Annotated in this window: 32 protein-coding genes and 1 tRNA gene; 31 read left to right on the forward strand and 2 right to left on the reverse strand. The window is 56.8% G+C overall.

Features of this window, described 5'->3' with window-relative positions; all coding sequences use genetic code 11:
- Positions 1-68 precede the first annotated feature (68 nt).
- Both E5334_RS05385 and E5334_RS05390 read left to right on the forward strand, forming a co-directional pair.
- Positions 69-296, forward strand: coding sequence for a hypothetical protein (locus E5334_RS05385; RefSeq protein ID WP_275438942.1), 228 nt, complete (start codon positions 69-71; stop codon positions 294-296).
- 153 nt (positions 297-449) lie between these two features.
- Positions 450-525: transfer RNA gene (locus tag E5334_RS05390), tRNA-Ala, on the forward strand.
- On the opposite strand, the gene E5334_RS05395 is transcribed toward E5334_RS05390, so the two are convergent.
- Complete coding sequence (locus E5334_RS05395; RefSeq protein WP_136012753.1) at positions 488-1,957, reverse strand: recombinase family protein; 1,470 nt, start codon at positions 1,955-1,957, stop codon at positions 488-490. The two genes, E5334_RS05390 and E5334_RS05395, sit on opposite strands and share 38 nt — an antisense overlap.
- A 64-nt stretch (positions 1,958-2,021) precedes the next feature.
- Entirely contained in the window at positions 2,022-2,264 is a 243-nt protein-coding gene (locus E5334_RS05400) for a helix-turn-helix domain-containing protein (protein ID WP_114538706.1), read from the reverse strand.
- A gap of 162 nt (positions 2,265-2,426) precedes the next feature.
- On the opposite strand from E5334_RS05400, the gene E5334_RS05405 reads away from it, so the two are divergent.
- From E5334_RS05405 to E5334_RS05540, 29 genes are all read left to right on the forward strand, one after another.
- Positions 2,427-2,630, forward strand: a complete 204-nt coding sequence (locus E5334_RS05405; RefSeq protein WP_114538707.1) for a helix-turn-helix domain-containing protein — start codon at positions 2,427-2,429, stop codon at positions 2,628-2,630.
- Positions 2,631-2,712: 82 nt separating this feature from the next.
- Positions 2,713-3,105: a hypothetical protein gene (locus E5334_RS05410; RefSeq protein ID WP_136012587.1), complete on the forward strand. Its 393-nt coding sequence runs from the start codon at positions 2,713-2,715 to the stop codon at positions 3,103-3,105.
- Between the two features lie 186 nt (positions 3,106-3,291).
- Positions 3,292-3,690: a hypothetical protein gene (locus E5334_RS05415; RefSeq protein ID WP_114538708.1), complete on the forward strand. Its 399-nt coding sequence runs from the start codon at positions 3,292-3,294 to the stop codon at positions 3,688-3,690.
- A complete protein-coding gene (locus E5334_RS05420; RefSeq protein ID WP_136012588.1) occupies positions 3,687-4,025 on the forward strand; it encodes a hypothetical protein in 339 nt (112 codons plus the stop codon). The genes E5334_RS05415 and E5334_RS05420 overlap by 4 nt, the downstream gene beginning before the upstream one ends.
- Positions 4,018-4,455, forward strand: coding sequence for a Lin1244/Lin1753 domain-containing protein (locus E5334_RS05425; RefSeq protein ID WP_136012589.1), 438 nt, complete (start codon positions 4,018-4,020; stop codon positions 4,453-4,455). The genes E5334_RS05420 and E5334_RS05425 overlap by 8 nt, the downstream gene beginning before the upstream one ends.
- A gap of 522 nt (positions 4,456-4,977) precedes the next feature.
- Positions 4,978-5,424 carry a hypothetical protein gene (locus E5334_RS05430; RefSeq protein ID WP_114538711.1) on the forward strand — a complete coding sequence of 149 codons (447 nt, stop codon included), beginning with the start codon at positions 4,978-4,980 and terminating at the stop codon, positions 5,422-5,424.
- 14 nt (positions 5,425-5,438) lie between these two features.
- The gene (locus tag E5334_RS05435; protein ID WP_136012590.1) at positions 5,439-6,014 is read left to right on the forward strand and encodes a hypothetical protein; all 576 of its coding nucleotides are present in this window, start codon (positions 5,439-5,441) and stop codon (positions 6,012-6,014) included.
- Between the two features lie 87 nt (positions 6,015-6,101).
- Positions 6,102-6,479: a hypothetical protein gene (locus E5334_RS05440; protein WP_136012591.1), complete on the forward strand. Its 378-nt coding sequence runs from the start codon at positions 6,102-6,104 to the stop codon at positions 6,477-6,479.
- Positions 6,476-6,799 (forward strand): DUF3310 domain-containing protein, encoded by a 324-nt coding sequence (locus E5334_RS05445; RefSeq protein WP_136012592.1) that lies wholly within the window; start codon positions 6,476-6,478, stop codon positions 6,797-6,799. Before E5334_RS05440 ends, E5334_RS05445 begins: the two co-directional genes overlap by 4 nt.
- A gap of 1 nt (position 6,800) precedes the next feature.
- The gene (locus E5334_RS05450; RefSeq protein ID WP_114538715.1) at positions 6,801-7,514 is read left to right on the forward strand and encodes a DUF2786 domain-containing protein; all 714 of its coding nucleotides are present in this window, start codon (positions 6,801-6,803) and stop codon (positions 7,512-7,514) included.
- A gap of 1 nt (position 7,515) precedes the next feature.
- Positions 7,516-8,718 carry a tyrosine-type recombinase/integrase gene (locus E5334_RS05455; RefSeq protein ID WP_136012593.1) on the forward strand — a complete coding sequence of 401 codons (1,203 nt, stop codon included), beginning with the start codon at positions 7,516-7,518 and terminating at the stop codon, positions 8,716-8,718.
- A 140-nt stretch (positions 8,719-8,858) separates the two neighbouring features.
- Complete coding sequence (mihF, locus tag E5334_RS05460; protein ID WP_136012594.1) at positions 8,859-9,182, forward strand: integration host factor, actinobacterial type; 324 nt, start codon at positions 8,859-8,861, stop codon at positions 9,180-9,182.
- Positions 9,179-9,583: a single-stranded DNA-binding protein gene (locus E5334_RS05465; protein WP_136012595.1), complete on the forward strand. Its 405-nt coding sequence runs from the start codon at positions 9,179-9,181 to the stop codon at positions 9,581-9,583. Before mihF ends, E5334_RS05465 begins: the two co-directional genes overlap by 4 nt.
- 24 nt (positions 9,584-9,607) lie before the next feature.
- Positions 9,608-9,967: a hypothetical protein gene (locus E5334_RS05470; protein ID WP_136012596.1), complete on the forward strand. Its 360-nt coding sequence runs from the start codon at positions 9,608-9,610 to the stop codon at positions 9,965-9,967.
- The gene (locus E5334_RS08645; RefSeq protein ID WP_167604310.1) at positions 9,964-10,134 is read left to right on the forward strand and encodes a hypothetical protein; all 171 of its coding nucleotides are present in this window, start codon (positions 9,964-9,966) and stop codon (positions 10,132-10,134) included. The genes E5334_RS05470 and E5334_RS08645 overlap by 4 nt, the downstream gene beginning before the upstream one ends.
- Positions 10,135-10,145: 11 nt before the next feature.
- Positions 10,146-10,568: a dUTP diphosphatase gene (gene dut / locus E5334_RS05475; protein WP_275438944.1), complete on the forward strand. Its 423-nt coding sequence runs from the start codon at positions 10,146-10,148 to the stop codon at positions 10,566-10,568.
- An 8-nt stretch (positions 10,569-10,576) separates the two neighbouring features.
- Positions 10,577-11,023 (forward strand): hypothetical protein, encoded by a 447-nt coding sequence (locus E5334_RS05480; RefSeq protein WP_136012598.1) that lies wholly within the window; start codon positions 10,577-10,579, stop codon positions 11,021-11,023.
- A gap of 117 nt (positions 11,024-11,140) precedes the next feature.
- A complete protein-coding gene (locus tag E5334_RS05485; protein ID WP_136012599.1) occupies positions 11,141-11,458 on the forward strand; it encodes an HNH endonuclease in 318 nt (105 codons plus the stop codon).
- Between the two features lie 166 nt (positions 11,459-11,624).
- Positions 11,625-12,050 (forward strand): hypothetical protein, encoded by a 426-nt coding sequence (locus tag E5334_RS05490; protein ID WP_114538722.1) that lies wholly within the window; start codon positions 11,625-11,627, stop codon positions 12,048-12,050.
- Positions 12,051-12,168: 118 nt separating this feature from the next.
- Positions 12,169-13,761, forward strand: coding sequence for a terminase large subunit (locus E5334_RS05495; protein ID WP_275438945.1), 1,593 nt, complete (start codon positions 12,169-12,171; stop codon positions 13,759-13,761).
- 4 nt (positions 13,762-13,765) lie between these two features.
- The gene (locus E5334_RS05500) at positions 13,766-15,046 is read left to right on the forward strand and encodes a phage portal protein (protein ID WP_136012601.1); all 1,281 of its coding nucleotides are present in this window, start codon (positions 13,766-13,768) and stop codon (positions 15,044-15,046) included.
- A complete protein-coding gene (locus tag E5334_RS05505) occupies positions 15,027-15,677 on the forward strand; it encodes an HK97 family phage prohead protease (RefSeq protein WP_114538725.1) in 651 nt (216 codons plus the stop codon). The genes E5334_RS05500 and E5334_RS05505 overlap by 20 nt, the downstream gene beginning before the upstream one ends.
- Before the next feature lie 4 nt (positions 15,678-15,681).
- Positions 15,682-16,917: a phage major capsid protein gene (locus E5334_RS05510; RefSeq protein WP_114538726.1), complete on the forward strand. Its 1,236-nt coding sequence runs from the start codon at positions 15,682-15,684 to the stop codon at positions 16,915-16,917.
- Between the two features lie 22 nt (positions 16,918-16,939).
- The gene (locus E5334_RS05515; RefSeq protein ID WP_114538727.1) at positions 16,940-17,263 is read left to right on the forward strand and encodes a phage head-tail connector protein; all 324 of its coding nucleotides are present in this window, start codon (positions 16,940-16,942) and stop codon (positions 17,261-17,263) included.
- Positions 17,264-17,265: 2 nt separating this feature from the next.
- On the forward strand, positions 17,266-17,574 hold the full coding sequence (locus E5334_RS05520) for a hypothetical protein (protein ID WP_114538728.1): 309 nt from the start codon (positions 17,266-17,268) through the stop codon (positions 17,572-17,574).
- Entirely contained in the window at positions 17,561-17,941 is a 381-nt protein-coding gene (locus tag E5334_RS05525; RefSeq protein ID WP_136012602.1) for an HK97 gp10 family phage protein, read from the forward strand. Before E5334_RS05520 ends, E5334_RS05525 begins: the two co-directional genes overlap by 14 nt.
- Positions 17,938-18,264, forward strand: coding sequence for a hypothetical protein (locus E5334_RS05530; RefSeq protein ID WP_136012603.1), 327 nt, complete (start codon positions 17,938-17,940; stop codon positions 18,262-18,264). The genes E5334_RS05525 and E5334_RS05530 overlap by 4 nt, the downstream gene beginning before the upstream one ends.
- Before the next feature lie 15 nt (positions 18,265-18,279).
- Positions 18,280-18,918 carry a major tail protein gene (locus E5334_RS05535; RefSeq protein ID WP_136012604.1) on the forward strand — a complete coding sequence of 213 codons (639 nt, stop codon included), beginning with the start codon at positions 18,280-18,282 and terminating at the stop codon, positions 18,916-18,918.
- Positions 18,918-19,325 (forward strand): hypothetical protein, encoded by a 408-nt coding sequence (locus E5334_RS05540; RefSeq protein ID WP_136012605.1) that lies wholly within the window; start codon positions 18,918-18,920, stop codon positions 19,323-19,325. The genes E5334_RS05535 and E5334_RS05540 overlap by 1 nt, the downstream gene beginning before the upstream one ends.
- The last annotated feature ends 197 nt before the right edge of the window (positions 19,326-19,522 follow it).

Raw genomic sequence — 19,522 nt, forward strand, 5'->3', positions numbered from 1 at the left:
TACGGAGCTGGCTCCTTCAGCAGCCTGTGCCGATATATAGGCACCGTCGAAGCGAAGAAGGCATAATCATGATATCGGAAGCTTCTAAAAGGGCGAAGGCCAAGTATGCCAAGGAGAAGACGAAACGCGTTGTAGTGGCGTTTTACCCTCCCGATGCCAAAATCCTGGCCTGGGTTAACCAGCACCCCAACAAAGCAGGGTATATCAAAGACCTTATCCGTCAGGACCTGGCAAAACATGCGGGGGGGGGGTGCTTCAGCGGCCTTAACTCTATGATGGCGAATGTTGCCCTCTGAAGTCGCGACACCCCTATGGCATGGCTTCCCAACGGCTCTAGCCGCAGGCTAATTGTGAAGGAAGCGTCTAAAGAAGGGAGCAATTGGCAGGTTGCCAAAGTTTTTGGCGCATTCGAGCCAATCTTTGGTATAGTGATTTCCGCACCAACCCACGGGGATATAGCTCAGCTGGGAGAGCGCATGACTGGCAGTCATGAGGTCAGGGGTTCGATCCCCCTTATCTCCACCATAGGAGAATTAGACGAACACCGTTTTAACTGGTGTTCGTCTTTTTTTGGCGGCGTGAAATTGTCGCCGTAATAGTCAAAGGCGAAGTACAACCGCACTTCGGCTTTGTCGATCTGCACCGCCCGCACAAACATTGTTAGGATTTCTTGCGGGTTCATTTCTTCGGCTACATTGTCTAGCCAGTCCATCAATTCCGAAAAGCCCGGTTCAATGTTTTCATTGGCCTTGGCTATCTGATATTCGGTTTCCAACGCATCTTTGCGGGCTTTCAAATCCTCAATGCGTTCTTTGCCGCCCGGTGGCGCTATGCCGTCTTCGATGGCTTGCCAGATTCGTTCAAACGCGGCATCAATCCTTTTTATTTCCTTGCGTAGGCGCTCGCTTTCAAGCTGCGCATCTTCCATGGTGGCTTCATAGGTTGCCATGCCGTCGGCAATGCGCTTGCGCACGTCGGTGCGCTCTAGGGCGCATATGGTCATATCAACTATGGCATCTTCCAAAATGTCGCGCCTGAACGTGCGCTTGCACTTCTTGCACTTGTAATAGGCATAGACCGTGCCGCTTTTGCCGGTGCCGGACGTTCCGGCAAGAGTGTTGCCACATTCTGCGCAATACAGCTTGCCGGTTAGCGGCCATTCTGCGGCGTGGTCTACGCGGCGGCGCGGGCGTGGATTTCCTAGGATGCTTATTAGCATATCTTGTTCAGCTTTCGGCCAGAGCGCGGGCATTCCACCTTCAACCACGTGGCCAGCGTAGCTATACGTGCCGCCATTTTGCGGGCGCAACAACAGCTTCTTAGCGCGATCATGGTTAATGGGCTTTCCCTGACGTGTGCGCACGTTTGCAACAGCCCTGACCACTTCGGCGATTATCGAACCTGCAAACACCATGTTTTTCATTTTGTGCAGCACCGCAGCTTCGCGGTCATTGATAACGTAGCGCCCTTCTACAATGTCCCAACCGTAGAGCGTGCGGCCATTCGCCATGCACCTTTGCGCGTTCTTCTGTATGCCGTCAATGATGCGTTCGCTGTCTATGGCGCTTTCCCATTCGGCCAGCACTTCGAGCATTCCCAATTGCAGAACGCCAGCCGAACCGCTGGCGATTTCCTCACCGGCGTAGAGTATTTCAACACCGGCTTTGCGCAGCATGATGCGCGTTAGCGCCATTTCGTCACGGTTGCGCATGATGCGCGGCACCTTGTAGATCACCACGTAATCAAACAGCCCTAACCGGGCATCGTTCATCATCTGTTTGTATTCGCGCCGGTCAGTGTTGCGCCCCGTCTTGGCGTAGTCCGCATATATCTTCACCAGTTCAAGGCCGTTTTCAGCTATGTAGCGGGTGCCAGCATCAACCTGTATTTCGATGCTTTCCGAACGTTGATTGTGCGACGAAAACCGGGCATATATAGCAGCCCTGCGCTTGACCATGATAAAATCACCTTGCCTATTTGGTATTGCCCCGCGCCAGCCGTCAAACCTGCGCGGGGTTTTTCTATTGTTCGGGAATCGTGATTGTGTCTGACAGACCAAGAACGAAATCAGCGGAGCAATGAAGCAGGTTAACTAGCAACCTGATTTCCTCACCATTGGGCGCACGTTTCCCGCTTTCCCAACGTGAAATAGTCTGTTTATGCACGCCGATTGCTTCCGCTACTTGATCTTGATTCAAGCCAGCGGCTTTGCGTGCAATCGCTATACGCGAACCAATCAGGCGTTTTACATTTTCGTTATCCATTTGCCTAACCTTTCCCGCTTGTGAGCCTTGCGGATAATTGTATACAAAATATTGTTGACGCGCTAGACCGTTCGGCTTATTATCTAAACCACAAAGTAAGCCGTTTGGTTTATTTTGGAAACACAAAGGCTTATACGAGCAGAAAGAAAGGGGGTAGGAATTATGGGCAACTATCGCAAAGCACGCGAGCGCAAGGGCTATACCGCCCAAGAAGCGGCAACGCGCCTTGGCGTATCCATCACCACGCTTGGTTCATGGGAGAACGGGAAAACGTCACCCACTGCGCAACGCCTGATTCAGCTTTGCAAGTTGTACGAATGCACGGCAGATGAATTGCTAGGCATCGTGCCTTTTGCAGCAGCTTAACGGGCATCGGTCTAGCGCGTTGGTTCTAAGAAAGGAGAAAAACCAATGACCAAACCACGACCGAAGGCGGAGGTTAACCACCATGAAAACCACCGCTAAAACCATTGGTTACAACGATGGTTTGCGAGGAACCCGGCGGCAAGCTGGACGCAGTGCAAATGGCTTTCTTTCAAAGCCTTGCAACCGCTTTACGATGCCGCCCCAGAAACGAAGCAACCGCACGGCTGGTACCCGCACGGTTGCGCGTCAAAAATGCGGACAGCAATTTGACGAAGAAATCTTAGCACGTTGGCTGCGCCTTTGGCAGCGCATCGCCGTTGGCGCTCTGCTGGCGCTCACAATGTCCGGCATTCTGCCCATGGCCGTTGCCGCTTTCCAAATTTGGCTTGGCGACACCTACGGGCTTGGGCTGACGGCTCTTTGCCTTGCCGCTGACGCTGCCGTGATCGTGTGGCTGGTGGTGCGGCATGGGTAGGCAAGCCATTTCGCAGCCGCCGCACAGCGCTTCCATGGACGTTCACGGCTTCTGGAACGCCTACATAGACCAAGGCGGCGGCGTTCGCGTGCGGCATCCGCTGCCGATTCGGTGGAACGCGCCCATTGACGAAGCCGAAGCGGCTTTCAGGCAGCTTCTAAAGCGGCTGGAAAGTCGCGGTGAACTATGAACGTCGATGACTACACGCAGCCCGTGGAAGCCGTCATAGCCCAAGAACGCGCCTTTGTGTTCCCGGTGCCGCTCAAAGCCGAAAGCTACCGCGAATTGTTCAACGAGTGGTTGCGGGTCAATCCCAAGGCGGCGCACGAAATTGAGTTGACGGCGCTTGCCATTCACCGGCGCGGCTTGCGGGTGTCCACGAAGTACCTAATTGAGCGCGTGCGCTACGAGAGCGCTTACAGGCTTGTAGCGGTGCCCTACACCGACCAGCACGGCATCACGCACCACTACAGCATCAACAACACAGTTACCCCGCTGCTTGCGCGGTGGCTGCTGGAAAACAACCCCGACTTGCGCATAGAGACGCGCAAATCCATGTTCGACAGGAAGGACGAAAAGAAATGATGACCAACACGAAGAAAGCCAAAGAGCGCATCACGGACACTTTCGCGCTGCTTGATTGCGTGGGTGCCGATGTTGCCATAGTCAACGCCGACACCGGCGAAACCATCAAGCTTGATTCAACGGCGCTGTTCGCCGGTCTGCAAGCCGGTTTGGTTCTCGCGGCGGCGATCATCGAAGAACCCAAGTTGACCGAGCAGCGCCAAATGGCCGCTGTCACCGGCAGCATCAAGCAAGCTGGCGCAATCTACCTTCGCCGCAAGGACAGCAAGCACGACGAGGTAGCCGCGAGGGTTGCCGCAATGCACGCCGAAGCAGAGGGGTGCGAAGATGCCTAACGTAAGCGAACTTGCGCAAGACCGCTTGGCGTACTTCCCGCACGATTCCAACGCGTCCAATGACATTAAGTGCCAGCGCCTTATCAGGCGGCTTGGTTGGAGCGGCTACGGGCGTTGGTGGCGCGTGTGCGAACTTCTGGCATCCAACAAAGGGCACGTAATCCCGTTCAGCACCGAAGAAGATAAGTTGATCTTGGGTGACGTGCTGCAATTCGGCGACGGCTCCAACTTCTGCGAACTGCTTTGCATCGAAGAGGTTACGGCGTTCGTAGATCAGTTGCTAAGCATCGGGCTTTTGCAGACCGATGAAAACGGGTGCTTGGAAAATACCCGGATGCACGAAAACGCGCTTAGTTTCGGCAAGAAACGTGCAGCCGGACGCAAGGGCGGCAGACCGCGCAAAAACCCACAGCCAAACCAAAACGCCTGATAGACCCATGAAAAGCGCGAGAACGAAAACCACACGGAAAACCGAGGGTTTCCGATATGCAAAACCGACCATTAAAAAACTGCGAAAGCAATATCTATGTCTAAGTCTATGTCTAGGTCTAAGGGATTCGGTTTCGGTCATAACCGAAACCGAAACCGAATCCCTGTTGCTTGTGGCATTGACTAACAAGAAAGTTTCTCTTTCTTGGTTCTTCTTTCTGGGCATGAAATCGCTTTCGCGTTCCTCAAAGCCTGATTTTGCAGTTTTCAACGCGTTTTCCACAAAGTTTTACACATTCGGCAAGATTGGAGGTTTTGACCATGCCAGTTCATTACGAAAACCACGTTAAGACGCGGGAATGCCCGAAGTGCGGCATTCAACGTCCGCTTGATTGGTTCGCCAACGAGGGTGAACCGTGCTGGAAGTGCAAGAACCTTGCATGGAAGGACAAGCGCACGCCCGAAGATGGCTTGCTTGGCTCCATCAGCAAGCGCCACGGAAAGCACGCGAAGGGGGCTTGTGATGACCTTATCGGATAAGTTGACGCGCGATCAGGTGCGCGACGCTATAACGGCCAATCTGACCTATTCGCAGATTCAGCCCAACGACATTAGGGCGCTTGAAGGTTTCCTTTGCATCGAATACGCACACCATGAGCGCATGGGCGAGCATATGGAAATGCGCCCTAGCTATCGCAAGGCTACGCAGCCGGTAATCAACCCGGCATCTACGGGCGGCATTGAAGATGCCTACTTGCGCGTTTCGGGATTCTACTTTTCGGGGCGTGAAGCGGTCAGTTTCAACGCAGACGGCTTCATAGGCATTGCCGGTTGGGCTGATGACACGAACGTGCAGCCGTTTCTAAGGGCACTCATGCGATGGCTCAAAGAGTGGATGGGATGCGCACGCGGGGTACCGCGCAGCGCGATTGCCGACCCGGCGGCATACGCTGCCGCACTTGCTTGCTAGGGGGGGGGTATCTCATGGGACTTTTCAACGCACGCGCAGCGGCAAAAGAAGTGGCGGCGCAGATAGAGCAGCCGGACATGAGCGCCGCCGAACTTGAACAGATGGTTTATGCGACCTACCAAGAAAAGCTTGATCTTGCGAAGCAGCTTGACACCGCGAAAGCCCGCATTGAATCGCTTGAAGAGACGTTGCAGGAAAAGACAACGAAGCTTAGGGCGGCGGAAGAGTTCGCGCGGCAAAGCGAATCAGAGCGGAAAAGCACCGCTTCAAAAATTGAGCCTTTGGAGCAGAGCAAGAAGCAGCTTCAAGCCAACTTGAAGCAGGAAAAGGCACGCGCTGCCACGCTTGAAGTGCGGATTGAGGAATTAGAGAACGCCAGCCGTGGCCGCATGGCGGCTTACCGGCGTGAACTGATTGAGGAAATGCAGCGGCAAGCCGTCTGCGCAAGCGGTGGTTGGTCAAAAGCCCGCGTTCTTGGATTCCTGGGCGGTTTCCTGCCGGAAACGGAAGAGGTCACTTCATACGACGGCAGCTTTATTGAGGAATACGACAGCGAGCCAGAGCCGCGCAGAAGCGCCAAAAAGGCGTAAAGGGCTACAGATACCCACAAAACACCGAAAGACGGCCACAGCGGCCACGAGAACCGCGAATGCGGCGAAATCTAGGAAGGTCAGAAGATGGCAAAAGACACTTGGCCGGATTTGAGCACCCGGCAAGGCTTCATTGAAGCCATTGAGCAAGCAGGGCAGTACATACGCGACCACGCAAGCAATCTGCTTGGAGAGTACCCAAGCTTGTTTTGCGAGTTCGACATAACCGCGCGTTTCCGCTTCGATGCCATGCCTACCATGGAGATCAGGCGCGAACACATAGCGGCACCACTGGACGAATACCAGCAACGCCGCGCGGGCGCTGACAGCGTGGAAAAGGTTTGCCGCGATATGTACCGGGAAATCATCGACCACGACGCGAAGCACCCGGACGAAGTACCGCCAGCAGATGACAAACGTGCCTTGTACGGCGACCGGCTGCGGGCGCTGGGGGTGGCGCTATGAGCGACGTTAGCTTGCAGCAGATCGAAGCCGCCAAAGATGCGGTTTCACACCCTAGCCACTACACCAGCGGCGGCATTGAGTGCAAGGACGCTATGGCGGCAATAATGGGCACGGGCTATTGCTTGCAGCCGTGCGCCAACGACGGCAAGGCCGTGAACCTTGCGCCCATAGCGCTTTATTGGTGGGGCTGCGCATTCAAGTACCTATGGCGCTGGGTTCGCAAGAACGGCGTTCAAGACCTGAAAAAGTGCAAGCAGTGCATTGATTTTCTGATTGAGGAAATCGAGCCGAAAACCACCACCGAAACCAAAGGTTTTTGATATGGATAACAAACGCGAAAAGATCATTGAGCGCATCAAAAAGCTTATGGCGGTTGCAGAGGACAGAGGGGCGACCGAGCATGAAGCGGCAGCGGCGGCGCTCGCGGCTCAACGCCTGATTGTGCAATACGACGTTGAGCAATGGGAGATTCACACCGCCGAGGAAGAACCCATTGAAGAGGTTTACGCAAGCCACGCCCCGCGCCGGTGGCGCTGGCACCTTGCACGCGTGATAGCGCCCGCATTCCGCTGCAAATACCTTGAAACGACCAAGAGCGCGTTTCATAAGACGAATTGGCGCAATGAACACCTGATAACCTTCTACGGCTACAAGACCGATGCCACGGCGGCGGCAATGACGTTTAATACCCTGTACAAAATCGGCAACCGCCTTGCTTCCCGGTATTCTCGCGGCGCAGCATACGGCACCTATAACGCCTACGTCGTGGGTTTCGTTGCAGGTATCGCGTCAGAGTTGGAGAAGCAGACCGAAGCGCTGATGATCGTTGTTCCGCCAAAGGTCAAGGAGAAGTACGAAGAGCGGTTTAACGGAATCAAGGGCGTTGACACCACCTTGAAGCTTGGGTGCGGGTGGGACGCTCACAACGCCGAATCGCAGGGCTTCATGGATGGCCGCGAAGCGGTCAGGTCACACCGATTTGAAGAGCCTGAAACCGAGTACGTGGCAGATGCCCCGGCGCTGATGGGTGCATGACATGAGCGCTTGCAAGGTCAAATGGAGCAAGGCGCGTGAAGTCTGGTACGCACGCCCCTACCTTGGGCAAACGCCAGAAGGTAAGAAGATTCAGCCCTATAGGGAGTTCCCGGCGGCGCACGACGAAGCGGAAGCGCAGGAAATGGCTAACGCTTGGGCGGCTCACCTCACGGCTGACGGTCTGGTAGCAAGTGCGCTGATTGCCGACCTGCTGGACGATTACACGGCCATGAGGGAGCGCAACGGCGCAAGCCCTAACAGCGTGCGCAGCTATAGGCTGTTCGCCAAATACGCCCGGAAGTACCTTGCAACCTCAAACGCCCGTGATTTGCGCGTCGCCGACTTCAACCGCTACGAACAACGCTTGATGGTGCCAAAGGAACTAGGCGGGCAAGGCTTGTCCCGCAATAGCGTTATCAACGTCCACAACTTCATGCGCGGCGCATATAAGTTCTTCGTGAAAGCGGGCATATGCGACACAAACCCGATCATTGACGTTGAGAAGCCAAGCCCCGTACACCACGAAGCCCAAGCGCTCAACATCGGCGATTTCCGCAAGCTGGACGCGCAGCTAAAACCACTGCTGAAACCAGAGGTTTTGAACAAGCGGACGTGGCGCAAGGCGCTGAACGCCTTTGCCGCGTGGTTCTCGCTTAGAACCGGCATGAGGGTTGGCGAGGTGTGCGCGTTGCGTCCGGGCGAGATTTACCGCGCGGCAAAGTACGTCCACGTAGGCGGCACCGTCATTGAGAAGAAGGGCATGAAGCCCTACAGGCGCGACGTTACCAAAGGCCGCAAGTGCCGCAACATCGGCATTACCACAAGCGACATTGAAACCATTGATGCGTTCATGGAACTTCGCCGGTTGTTCTGCGGCGATCTGCCGAGCAACGCGCCGTTGCTCACGGTTGACGGCGGCTATCTTCGCCCTAACAGCGTTTCACGCGCATTCACGACGTTTGCCGGAAAAATCGAAATGCCGCAAGGCTTCGTCTTCCACGACTTGCGGCACACACACGCAACGTGGCTTCTGACCCACGGCGTAGACCTGAAAACCGTTTCGGAGCGATTGGGGCACGCGGACGAAGCAACCACGCTTCGCATCTACGCCCACGTCTTGCCGGGGCGCGACGCATACGCCGCAAGCGTCTTCGAGCAAGCGGCCATGGAAGCCACGGCAGACCTTGAAGAGGTGTTGCAATGAAGTTGCAATGGCGCATTTTGAACGCGCACCGCGCACCACCGTAAACGCGCAGGTGCGACACCGAAAAGGCTTTCAAGACAAACAGCAAGTGACTGATAAGAAGTAATTATCAAGCACATAGGAAGAAAGAGGGTAAAACGATGGTTCCCGAACTGACCAAAGAACAGAGGATTGCCAACCTTGAAAAGGCAAAGCAGATGCGCAAGGAACGCACCGAGTTGCGCAGCCAGCTTGCAAGCGGCGTGCTGACCGTCTGCGATCTAATCTACCTTGCAGAGCGTGGCGACAAGGCGGCATCTGGTATGCGCGTGAAACAGATGATTAGCGCCCTTCCGGGCTACGGCTTCAAGAAGACGCAAGCGCTTATGCACGCGTTGAGCATCGCCGATAGCAAGCGTGTTGGCGGTCTTGGAGTGAACCAAGCCCACGCGCTCATTGAAAAGCTGGACGGGGTGGCGCTATGAGCCTGAACACCTGCGCAATATCCGGCCACCTTGGCAAGGCCGCTGAACTTCGGTACACGAACAGCCAACTTGCCGTGGTCACGTTTTCGGTGGCCGTGAACGAACGTGCGAGGCAAGCGGACGGAAGCTATCAGGACGTGCCGCATTGGTTCGATTGCGTCATGTTCGGCAAGCGTGCCGAAGCCCTGCAACCCTACCTTGCGAAGGGCACCAAGCTTTCATTGACTGGGCACCTTCGGCAGAACAAGTGGGAGAAGGACGGGCGGCAGTATTCGCGCGTTGAAATCGTCGTTGACGAAGTGGAATTGATGAACACGCGCCGCGAAGCCCAAGCGCCGGAAGCCATGCCGCCGCAATCCGTGGAAGCTGCCAGCGTCTATGACAGCGACATACCGTTTTAGTGGTGGTGGCTTATGCAATGTTTCGTGAGCGGTAGGCGTACCGGCAAGACCACGCTGCTAATCATGCTTTCGCACGACACCGGCATACCGATTTACACGCGCACCGCGCAAATGGCGGCGTTCGTGGAGCATCAGGCAAGAACCTTGGGCGTGACGATACCGAAGCCGATTTGCAAGCCGCAAAAGCTTTTAGGCAAGCGCCCAAGACAAGTGATCGTGGACGAAGCGGGCGGAGTGCTTGAAGACGTGTTGGGCGCAAAGGTTGTGGCCGCGTCAATCGACGGCGTAGCCATGAACCCGGCAATGCCAGACCTTGAAGCAATGGGCTTCCTTGACCTGTTCCGCGCATGGCGCAGGGCACGCAAGCGGAAGGGCAAGCAATGAGCCTTGAAGACTGCGAGAACCGGGGCGCGGTGTTGGACGGCAAGAAGTGCTTTTGCACGCCGTGGAACTGCTGGACTAACTGCCTTGAAGTTGGGCATTGCGTCTATGAGAAATGCCGCAAGCCCAAGCAAGGCACGCTATTTGACGAAAGCGAGATTGAAGAATGATTGGACGCAAAATGAACGTGAGACTTTCGGACGGCGCGGAACTGCCGCGCTATGCGCATGAGGGTGACGCAGGGCTAGACCTTCGCATTACCCACGACGTGACACTAGAGCCGGGGGCGCGTGCTACCGTTGGCACGGGTCTTGCGGTTGAGATTCCGCAAGGGTGCGTGGGGCTTGTGTTCCCGCGCAGCGGCCTTGCCAGCAAGCACGGCATCACGCTATCAAACAGCGTGGGCGTGATTGATTCGGGATATCGCGGCGAGATCGGCGCAACGCTGCTGAACCAGTCGGACGAAACCACCACGCTTGAAGCGGGCACGCGCGTTTGCCAGCTTATCGTTATGCCGTTCGTTCCGTGCGAGTTGGTGCCCTGCGAAGAGTTGACCGAGACGGAGCGCGGGGCGGCTGGCTTCGGCAGCACCGGCATTGCGTAGGTGAAGCCATGCGAGCGCAAGAATACTTTGAACAGGTGCGCGAAGCCGTGTTGGGGATTGAGCGCTCAAAGGAAATGTTGGCACGGATGTTGGCATCAGAGGGCGCGAAGGTACAGCGCTACGGTGAGCAGCAGGGCAACGGCAAAAGCGATGCAATGGACAGGGTGAACCGGCGCATTGAGTTTGAGCAGAGATTACAACGCAGAATCAACGAAGCATCGGAAATGCTGGACGAAGCAACCATGCTGCTTTACGGCGAGGATGACCACGGCGGCTTGGCGAAGCTGAAAGGCAACCGCTACGCCGACGTGCTTTGCATGGCCTATTGCCAAGCCATGGCGTGGCATGAGGTTGCCGAGGTTATGCGCTGTTCGCAACAGTGGTGCCGCGAACTTTCGCGGGCTGGATTCAAGTACATTGACGAAGCGGGCATTGCGAAATTGAAGAACGCTTGAAAAGATTTTACTTGCGTCCACTTTCCGACTTCTGCTAAAGTTCGCTAAGGTGGTTAGAACTATGCAAAGCGTCACGGACTTAGAGCCGTGGCGCTTTTTCTTTTGGGGTGGTGGCGCATGGCTAAACCGTTTAGTGACGCGTTCTATCATTCCAAGGCTTGGGAGTGTGCGCGGGAAGATGCGCTAAAGCGCGATAGCTACTTGTGCCAACGCTGCCTTGCCGGTGGAGAGATCACACCGGCAACGATGGTTCACCATATCGAAGAACTGACACCGGCCAACATCGACAACCCGGACATTGCTTGCGGCCTTGATAACTTGGTCAGCCTTTGCGACCTATGCCACAAGAAAACGCACGGGTGGGCGCGTGCCGGTGCGACGCGTCAAGGGCTTGCGTTTGATGCCGACGGCAACTTGATTTGCCTAGCCGAGTGATCGGCGCGACGGGAAACGCGAACCAAAGAAAAAATTACCGAACACAAAACAGCAGGTCAGAGCGGCGGGAAATCCCCCCGGTTTGAATCTGCGCAACGATTCCTAGGGCACCAACGCCGGGAGTCAATTTCTTTCGCGTGCCGACTTTTCAAAGGGGGGTGGTCTTGTGCAGAAGCAAAAACTATGCGATAGTTCGCAAGTTTCGGGCGAAGTTGGCAAAAGTAAGCCGAAGCGCAAGCCCGCTTCCATGCAATCGCGTGTCGAAAGCGAGGTGCGCAACCTTCAACGCATCACGAAGGACGCAATACCAGACGAGAAGCGCAAAGTTGTGTTGCCGATGCTCCACAACATCGCGTTTCTGAAAGTCAAGCTTGACGAAGCGCGGCACGAACTGCTTTATGAAAGCATCTTCACCGAGTATGACAACGGCGGCGGTCAATCGGGCTTGCGAGAGCATCCCGGCTTTTCCGCTTACAACAAGCTATTCACTACGTTTCAGCGTGGCATCAAGCAGCTTTGCGATCTGATGCCGACCGGCGCGGCGGCTGCTGATGCGCTCACGGATTACCTAGCTGAAACGCGCTATGACTAAGGCCGCTAAGGCTGGGCGGTGCGAGAAAGCTATACGTGAATACTTCGGCGGCGTGCTTGACGGGTCTATAACGGCGTGCCGCAAGATCAAGCAGGTAGCTGCAAAGATTCTGCGCGACATGGACAACAAAGACCCGCTTTATCCGTACCATTTCCGCGAAGAGTACGCGAGCAAGCACGTTAACTTCATTGAGCGCTTTTGCCGCCTACCATCCGGCAAGCTTGGGCACGCTTTCAAGCTGGAATTGTTCCAACTTGCCATTCTGTCCGTGATTTTCGGCTTCGTAGACGCAGAGGGCTTGCGGCAGTACCGTGAAGTGCTTTGGGTCATGGGCAGGAAGAACGGAAAGACCGCGCTTGCGTCCGGCATCGAAATTGACTTGCAGGTGAACGATGACGAGGGCGCACCAGAGGTCTACAACGTGGCGACCGCCCACGATCAGGCAGCTAAGGGCTTCAACAACGCTTGGCGCATGATTAAAACGTCCCCGGCGCTGTCAAAGCATATCCGCAAGCGCGTAAGCGACCTGTATTGCGATTTGAACATGGGCACCATCAAGGCGCTTAGCGCGAACACGAACCACCTTGACGGCTTGGACGTGTCGGGCGCGATCATTGACGAGTTGGCGGCCATGCGAAACCGCGACTTGTACGACCTGACCATACAAGGCACGTCGGCGCGTAGGCAACCGCTTGTGTTGGAGATCACAACAAACGGCTTCGTCCGCGCTGGCATCTTCGATGCGCAATACCAGTACGCCGCCAAGTGGCTTGACGGTCAGGCAACCGGCGTTGACGCGGAGCGCTTCATTGCGTTCATCTACGAATTGGACGAACGCGACGAATGGGAGCATGAACCGGCGTGGGTCAAGGCCAATCCGGGCTTAGGCACCATCAAATCACTGCCAGCGCTTCGCAAGAACGTGAGCAAGGCGAAGAACGACCCTACGTTTCTGCCGACGCTGCTTGTTAAGGATTTCAACCTGATTGAGAACCAAAGCCAAGCTTGGCTTACGTGGTCAGAGATACACAACGACGCGACCTTTGACCCGTCGGACGGCTTCACCTACGCGATTTTGGGCGTTGACGCTTCGGACACAACCGACCTGACGGCGGCGTGTCTGCTCATGCAGCGCCCGAACGACCCGCACATATACGCGCTGCACATGGCGTGGATTCCGCAACGTGCGCTAGAGCAAGCGGAGCGCGAGGGGCGGCGCGGCGGGCGTGACGGCGTGCCATATGATGCGTGGATTGCCAACGGCTACTTGCGCACGTGCCCAACGCCGATTATCGACAAACGCACGGTGCTTGACTGGGTGGCCGAGATTCAGCAGAAATACGGCATCTATGCCGTTGCTTGCGGCTATGACCCGTGGCATATGCGCGATGTGCCGACCGTGGAAGCTTACGAAGGTTACTTCGGCGCTGACTATTTCAGGCGCGTTGTGCAGGGTGCGCAAACCCTGTCAATGCCCATGAAGGAACTGCGGGCGCTTTACCGGGAGAACCGAATAGTTGACAACGCCAACCCGATTGCGGAGTGGTGCCGCTCAAACGTGGCCGTCAGATCGGACGCGAACGGCAACATTGCGCCGGACAAGAAGAACCAAGACCCGCGCAACCGCATTGACGCTTGGGCGGCGGAGTGTGACGCGTTCGTAGTCCTTAAAGACATGGCCGACGAATACCAATCAATGATAGGGGGCTGAAACCTTGGCAAGACTGAAACCGCGCTTGCGCTCAATGTTCGATGCCGTGTTTCACGGCAAGCAGATGCAAGCCGTAAACGGCTACTTCTCAACGTTCACGGCCTACCAACCAAGCTTCACCACTTGGACGGGCGGCATCTACGAAGCGGAGTTGACGCGCTCAATCATCGAGAGCGGCGCGAACCACGCAAGCAAGCTGAAACCAGAGGTGAGCGGAACGGCGCAGAGCCACGCCACGGCTTCGCTGGCCTACCAGCCCAACCCGTGGATGACAACGCCGCAGTTCATCAAGCGCATATACACCATGTTGCAGGTGAACGACACGGCGCTAATCATTCCGCTGTTCGCCGATGACAACACAACGCACGTCGGCTATTACCCGGTGTTGCCGAGCAAATGCACGGCCTACGACGTGGGCGGCGAACTTTGGTTGAAGCTTGACTTTCCAACGTCTGAAAGCGTCTACGTGGAGTGGTCACGCGTCGGCGTCATGACGCGACACCAGTACCGAAGTGACCTTTTCGGCGACGGCACCAACGTGCTTAATCCAACGCTAGAACTGATGCACGCGCAGACCGAAGGGGAAATGAACGCCATTAAGCAAGGCGCTTTCATCCGCTTCATAGGCAAGCTTTCGCAGAACCGCAACGACAAGGACAGGGAACAGGCCGCAAAGGACTTCAACAAGCAGCTTGACCCGTCCAACGCGGGCGGCATCGCCGTGTATGACCGCATCTTTGACGATGTGAAGCAGATTACGCCGTCAAGCTACACGGTTGACGCGGCGCAGATGGAGCGCATCGAGAAGAGCGCCTATAGGTTCTTCGGAACCAACGAAGATGTGGTGCTGAACAAGGCGAACGAGGACACCTATAACGCGTTCTACGAAGGGAACATTGAGACGTTCGCCGTTCAGCTTGGCTACGTGCTAACCGCGATGACCTACAGCAGGAACGAGATTGCCCACGGAAACGAAATCATGTTTTCGGCAAACCGCTTGGAGTTCGCCAGCAACACCACGAAGCTTGCCGTTTCAACGGCGCTTTTCGACCGTGGAATCTGGAACGGAAACCAAGTTGCCGACGTGTTCCAATCGCCGCACTACGAGGGCGGAGAGCGCCACGTAATCCGTGGCGAGTATATCGACCTTGGGTTGATTAGCGAGCATACGGCAGAGCAAGCCGCGAGCGCCGCGCAGACCAACGCCAACATTGCGCTTTCGGAGCAGATAGGCGCACCAAAGGACGAGGGACAAGGGGGCAACGATGCCAAGCAAGCCGAATGAAAGACAGTACCGAACATTGACCGCCACGCTCGCGCCGCTCAAACGCGCAGACGAGGGCGGCGAAGAGCCGAAGAAGCGCTTTGACAGTGATTACTACGTCGAGGGCTACGCAAGCACGTTTAATGACCCCTACCCCATCTATTGCGACTTCGCGGGCAACGAGTATTTGGAGATCATCAGCCCCGATGCTTTCCGCGAAGCCGATATGTCGGACGTGATTTTGCAGTACGACCACGAAGGGCGCGTGTACGCCCGCACAAGTAACGGCACGCTGCTTATCGAGCCGGACGAACACGGCTTGTTCATCGCCGCCGACCTGTCGCGCAGCCAAGCATCGCGCGAACTTTACGAAGAGATAGCCGCCGGACTTATCACGCGTATGTCATGGGCGTTCACCGTGGCCGCTGACGAGTTCGACAGGGAAACCCGCACCACCACTATTACGCGGGTCAAAAAGGTTTTCGACGTGTCGGCGGTGAGCCTTCCGGCTGACCCCAACACCGAGATTAGCGCACGCAACTTGCTTAACGGAGAGATTGAGCAGACGCGCAAGGAGTTTGCGCGGCGGCGCATGACGCACGCGAGGGCGTGCGCCGTAATGGCAATTGCAAACGCAAGAAAGAAAGGCTAGAACCATGGATGAACTGTTGAAGGAACTGCAAGCGCTGATTGACAAGTACGCCGAGGGCACCCCCGAGGGCGTGACCGAGGAAGAGGCCAAGCAGGACGAAGAGCGCATGGCCGAACTTACGGCGGAGATCGAGCGCAAGACCACCGAGCAGGCCGAGCAGCGCAAGACCCGCGCCGCCGCTGTCGCCGCCGCCCGTTCCGCTATCGAGAGCGGAGCCGCGCCGAAGGTTTCCACCGTGCCGCTGGCACGCAGCGCGAGCGCTGCCGGTGCCGTCGTGCGCGACACGACCGACTACGACGCTGCCGCGAAGCGCGGTTGGCTCAAAGACGTTGCGACCCGCGCGGGCGTGCAGCTTGGCGGTGGCAACGACATGACCCCTCAGGAGCGTGCGGCGTTCACCGCGCTTACCACCAACACCGATGCCGTCATTCCGAAGGAGATTCAAGGTCAGATCATCAGCCTTGTTGACAATTCGGCGGTGCTGTTCGGCGACGTTAGCCGCGACAACTTCAAGCATCAGTATGAGTTGGTGCGCCACACCGGCATTGCGCAGGGCGATGCGGCGAAGACCAAAGAGGGCGAAGCGCCCGCCGACGAGCAGAACGAATTTGACACCATCGCGCTTGCTGGCGAAGAGATCAAGAAGACCGCCAAGCTTTCACGCAAGATGGCCGTTCAGTCTATGGATGGCTTCGAAGCATGGCTTATCAAAGAGGTTGCCGCCCGCATCGCGGTTGCGGCTAACGCCTTTGTCCATGACCGCCTGACTGATGCGAAGCTTGGCATTGCCGCCGCAAACCTCATTACGTGTGCCAAGGCTGGCACGCTGACCAAGGCCGACATTACTAAGATGTTCGGGCTTCTGAAAACCTTTGGCAATCCCGTTCCGAAGGGCGCAATTGTTTACGCCAACAATGACACCATTTGGAACTACATTGCCATGGTTGAGGACAAGAACGGCAATAGCTACTTCGTTGACGAGAAGACCGAAGACCCCGCCGTGCAAGGCCGCATCTTCGGAAAGTACGTTAAGCAGGACGATAGCGTTCCTGACGGCGTTATCCGCGCTGGCTATCCCGATCTTGTCAAAGGCAACGTCTTTGACGGCATCGACGTTACCGGCTACGTCGCCACCGACGGCACGCAGCGCCATTGCTTCGATGGCTACCTGCTCTATGATTGCGGCCTTGCCGTCCCGCAGGGCTTCACGCAGCTTACCATCGGCGGCGCATCCGCCTAAGTGATCTAAGGGGGTGCCACCGATGGCAGACGAAAACAAAGCCGACCTTCTGGCGGCTTGCCGTAGCGCCCTGCGCATCCCTGCCGATTACACCGGCTATGACGAAGAGATAGCCGACCTTGTGAGCGCCGCCCGTTCCGCACTGGTTGCGGGCGGCGTTTCCGACGCTAAGGCCAACAGCGACGATGACGCAAGCGTGCGCGTCGCCGTGAAAACCTACGTCAAGGCTAACTTCGGCATGGACAACCCGGACGCTGACAGGCTCATGCGCTCATTCGGCGAAATGCTATGCCGCATGGCCGGAAGCACCGAGCATGGCGGCAAGGCCGAAGCGGGCGCGCAATGAGTATGTGGGCTGGCACGTGCCAGCTTGCCACCGAGACGCAGACGCGCGACAAGCGCGGCGTTGTGTCAACTTCGCTTGCGTTCCGGGACGTTCCGTGCAACGTCTACAGCATCAGCGCGGCAGCTTACTACGCCGCCAGCGCGGCGGGCATCAAGCCGCAAGCGGTAATCGAGTTGAGGGCGTGCGCCTATCGCGGCGAAACGCTGGTGAAGTTCAACGGCGCGTTGCTTGCCGTTGAGCGTGCGGAGCGTTCGCCGGACAACGTGCGGCTAACGCTTGTTGAGAGGGTGGGCGACCGTGAGCAGGGTTAGCAACGACATTGAACGCGAGATTGCCGCCGCCATGCGCGACTGCATAGGCGAAAACGAAGCGGTGTTGGAGCAGAGAGCCGCCGACGCTGGAAAAGCGGCGGTTAAGCGCCTGAAAGCCGAGAGCCGCAAGCGTTCCGGCAAGTACGCGAAGGGCTGGACTAGCACCACAGACCACGCAAGCTTGGAGCAGGGCGTTGAAGTGACGGTGCATAACAAGCAATACCAGCTAACGCACCTGCTTGAAAAAGGCCACAAGATCAAGAACCAGACCGGCAAGACATACGGTGTTGCACCGGGCGACGTGGTAATTGAAGCCGTGGCCGAAGAGGTGGGGCGCGAGTTCATGGCGGGCGGTGATGCGACGTGATCACGCTTGACCAACTTTGCGCCGTGCTTGACGGTCTGAACATCCCTTGGGCTAACGAGGGCTTTTCAGACGATGACAAGCCCGCGCCGCCCTATATGAGCCTTGAAGCGGGATTTGGCGAAACGGCCTATGCCGACAACGACGCTTGGGCGCGTTGGATGCCCTACGAAATCTTGCTTTACACCGCGCATCGCTCATATGACCTTGAAAGCAAGATTGCCGACGCGCTGGACGCTGCGGGCTGCGCATTCGAGAAAGCAATAACACACCTAGACGGCGAACGGCTCATTGAAGCGTCGTTCACCGTCAACGTAACCGAGTAGATAGGAGCCTTGAAAATGGCACGTAACGGTTTTTTCGGCGTTCGCAATTCTCATTTTGCGATTGTCACCGACGAAGACAAGCTTACCTATGAAAAGCCGGTGCATGTTGCCGGTACCGTTGAAATCGGCATGGAACCGAGCGTTGAGACTGGCACCAGCCACGCGGACAACGAAGTTTGGTTGGAAGAGCAGCAGGACAACGGCGGCAGCGGCACTATGAGTTTCTACGATACCGAGGGCACCCCGGAGCTTCGGCAGCTTATCGCCGATCTGGTGGGCTACGAGATCACGGCAGACGGGCGCACCAACCTGAAAGCTAACAAGAAGCCAAAGAAGTTCGCTTTCATGTGCGAGCAGCCCGGACACGTCACAGGCCGCCGCCGCTGTCTGCTGATGTGCCAGCTTGCCAAGCCGTCGCAGACCCTCACCACCAACAGCGACACGCCGGAGATCACGCAGCTTGACTATCCCTTTACGTGGAAGCCCGTTGTCCCCCCCGGCGGCACGGCTGATGACCGCACGAGCGGCTATGACAGCTTCACGGGTCTGCCGGACTATGAAACGTTCTTCGATGCCGTCAACACTGACGGGCTGCTAGAGCGCAAGGCCGAAGCGGAAGACACCGGCACGCCCGCCGAGAACGGGGGCAAGTAATGGTTATCGACTTCGGCGAGGACATGGAGTTTGAAGCCGTCTTCAACGGATTCACGCCCATTGTGTTTTCACGTTCGTTCAGCGTCGAGAAGCCCAACGGCGCGACGCGCCCCAAGGACATAAACGAAGACGTGGGCATGATCGTTGAAACGATGAAGTCTTGCGGTATGCCGTCGATGACGGCGCTTCTTGAAATCGCCTATGCGTGCATCAAGACCGCGAAGCCGCGTTGGGCGCTTGGCTTTGACAAGTGGGTGAAATCGCTTCCGCCCGCCGCGTTCGACCTACAGAAGGGGGACGGTTGGGCGGCTGACGTGATGGGCATTGTTGAAGACAACTTTTTTCCTTCAACGCCCGATGGAGTGGAAGCCACGCCCGCCGAAGCAGCCAGCGCCGCCACTGCCTAGCAGTCTGTCAGACGCGTGCGACGCGCGTTATCTGTACAACTGCCAGCAATGCGGGCTTTCCATCACCGATTTGCAGCAACTTAGCTTCCGGCAGGTCAAAGACCTGTTGGAGATTCACGCGTTCTATGCCGATGCCGCCGCCAACTACGAAGACGACGAAAAGGCGCGTAAGGCCGAAGCGGCATTTTGGGGCTAGT

Origin of the sequence: Muricaecibacterium torontonense (assembly GCF_004793925.1) — a bacterium.
GTDB lineage: Bacteria > Actinomycetota > Coriobacteriia > Coriobacteriales > Atopobiaceae > Leptogranulimonas > Leptogranulimonas caecicola.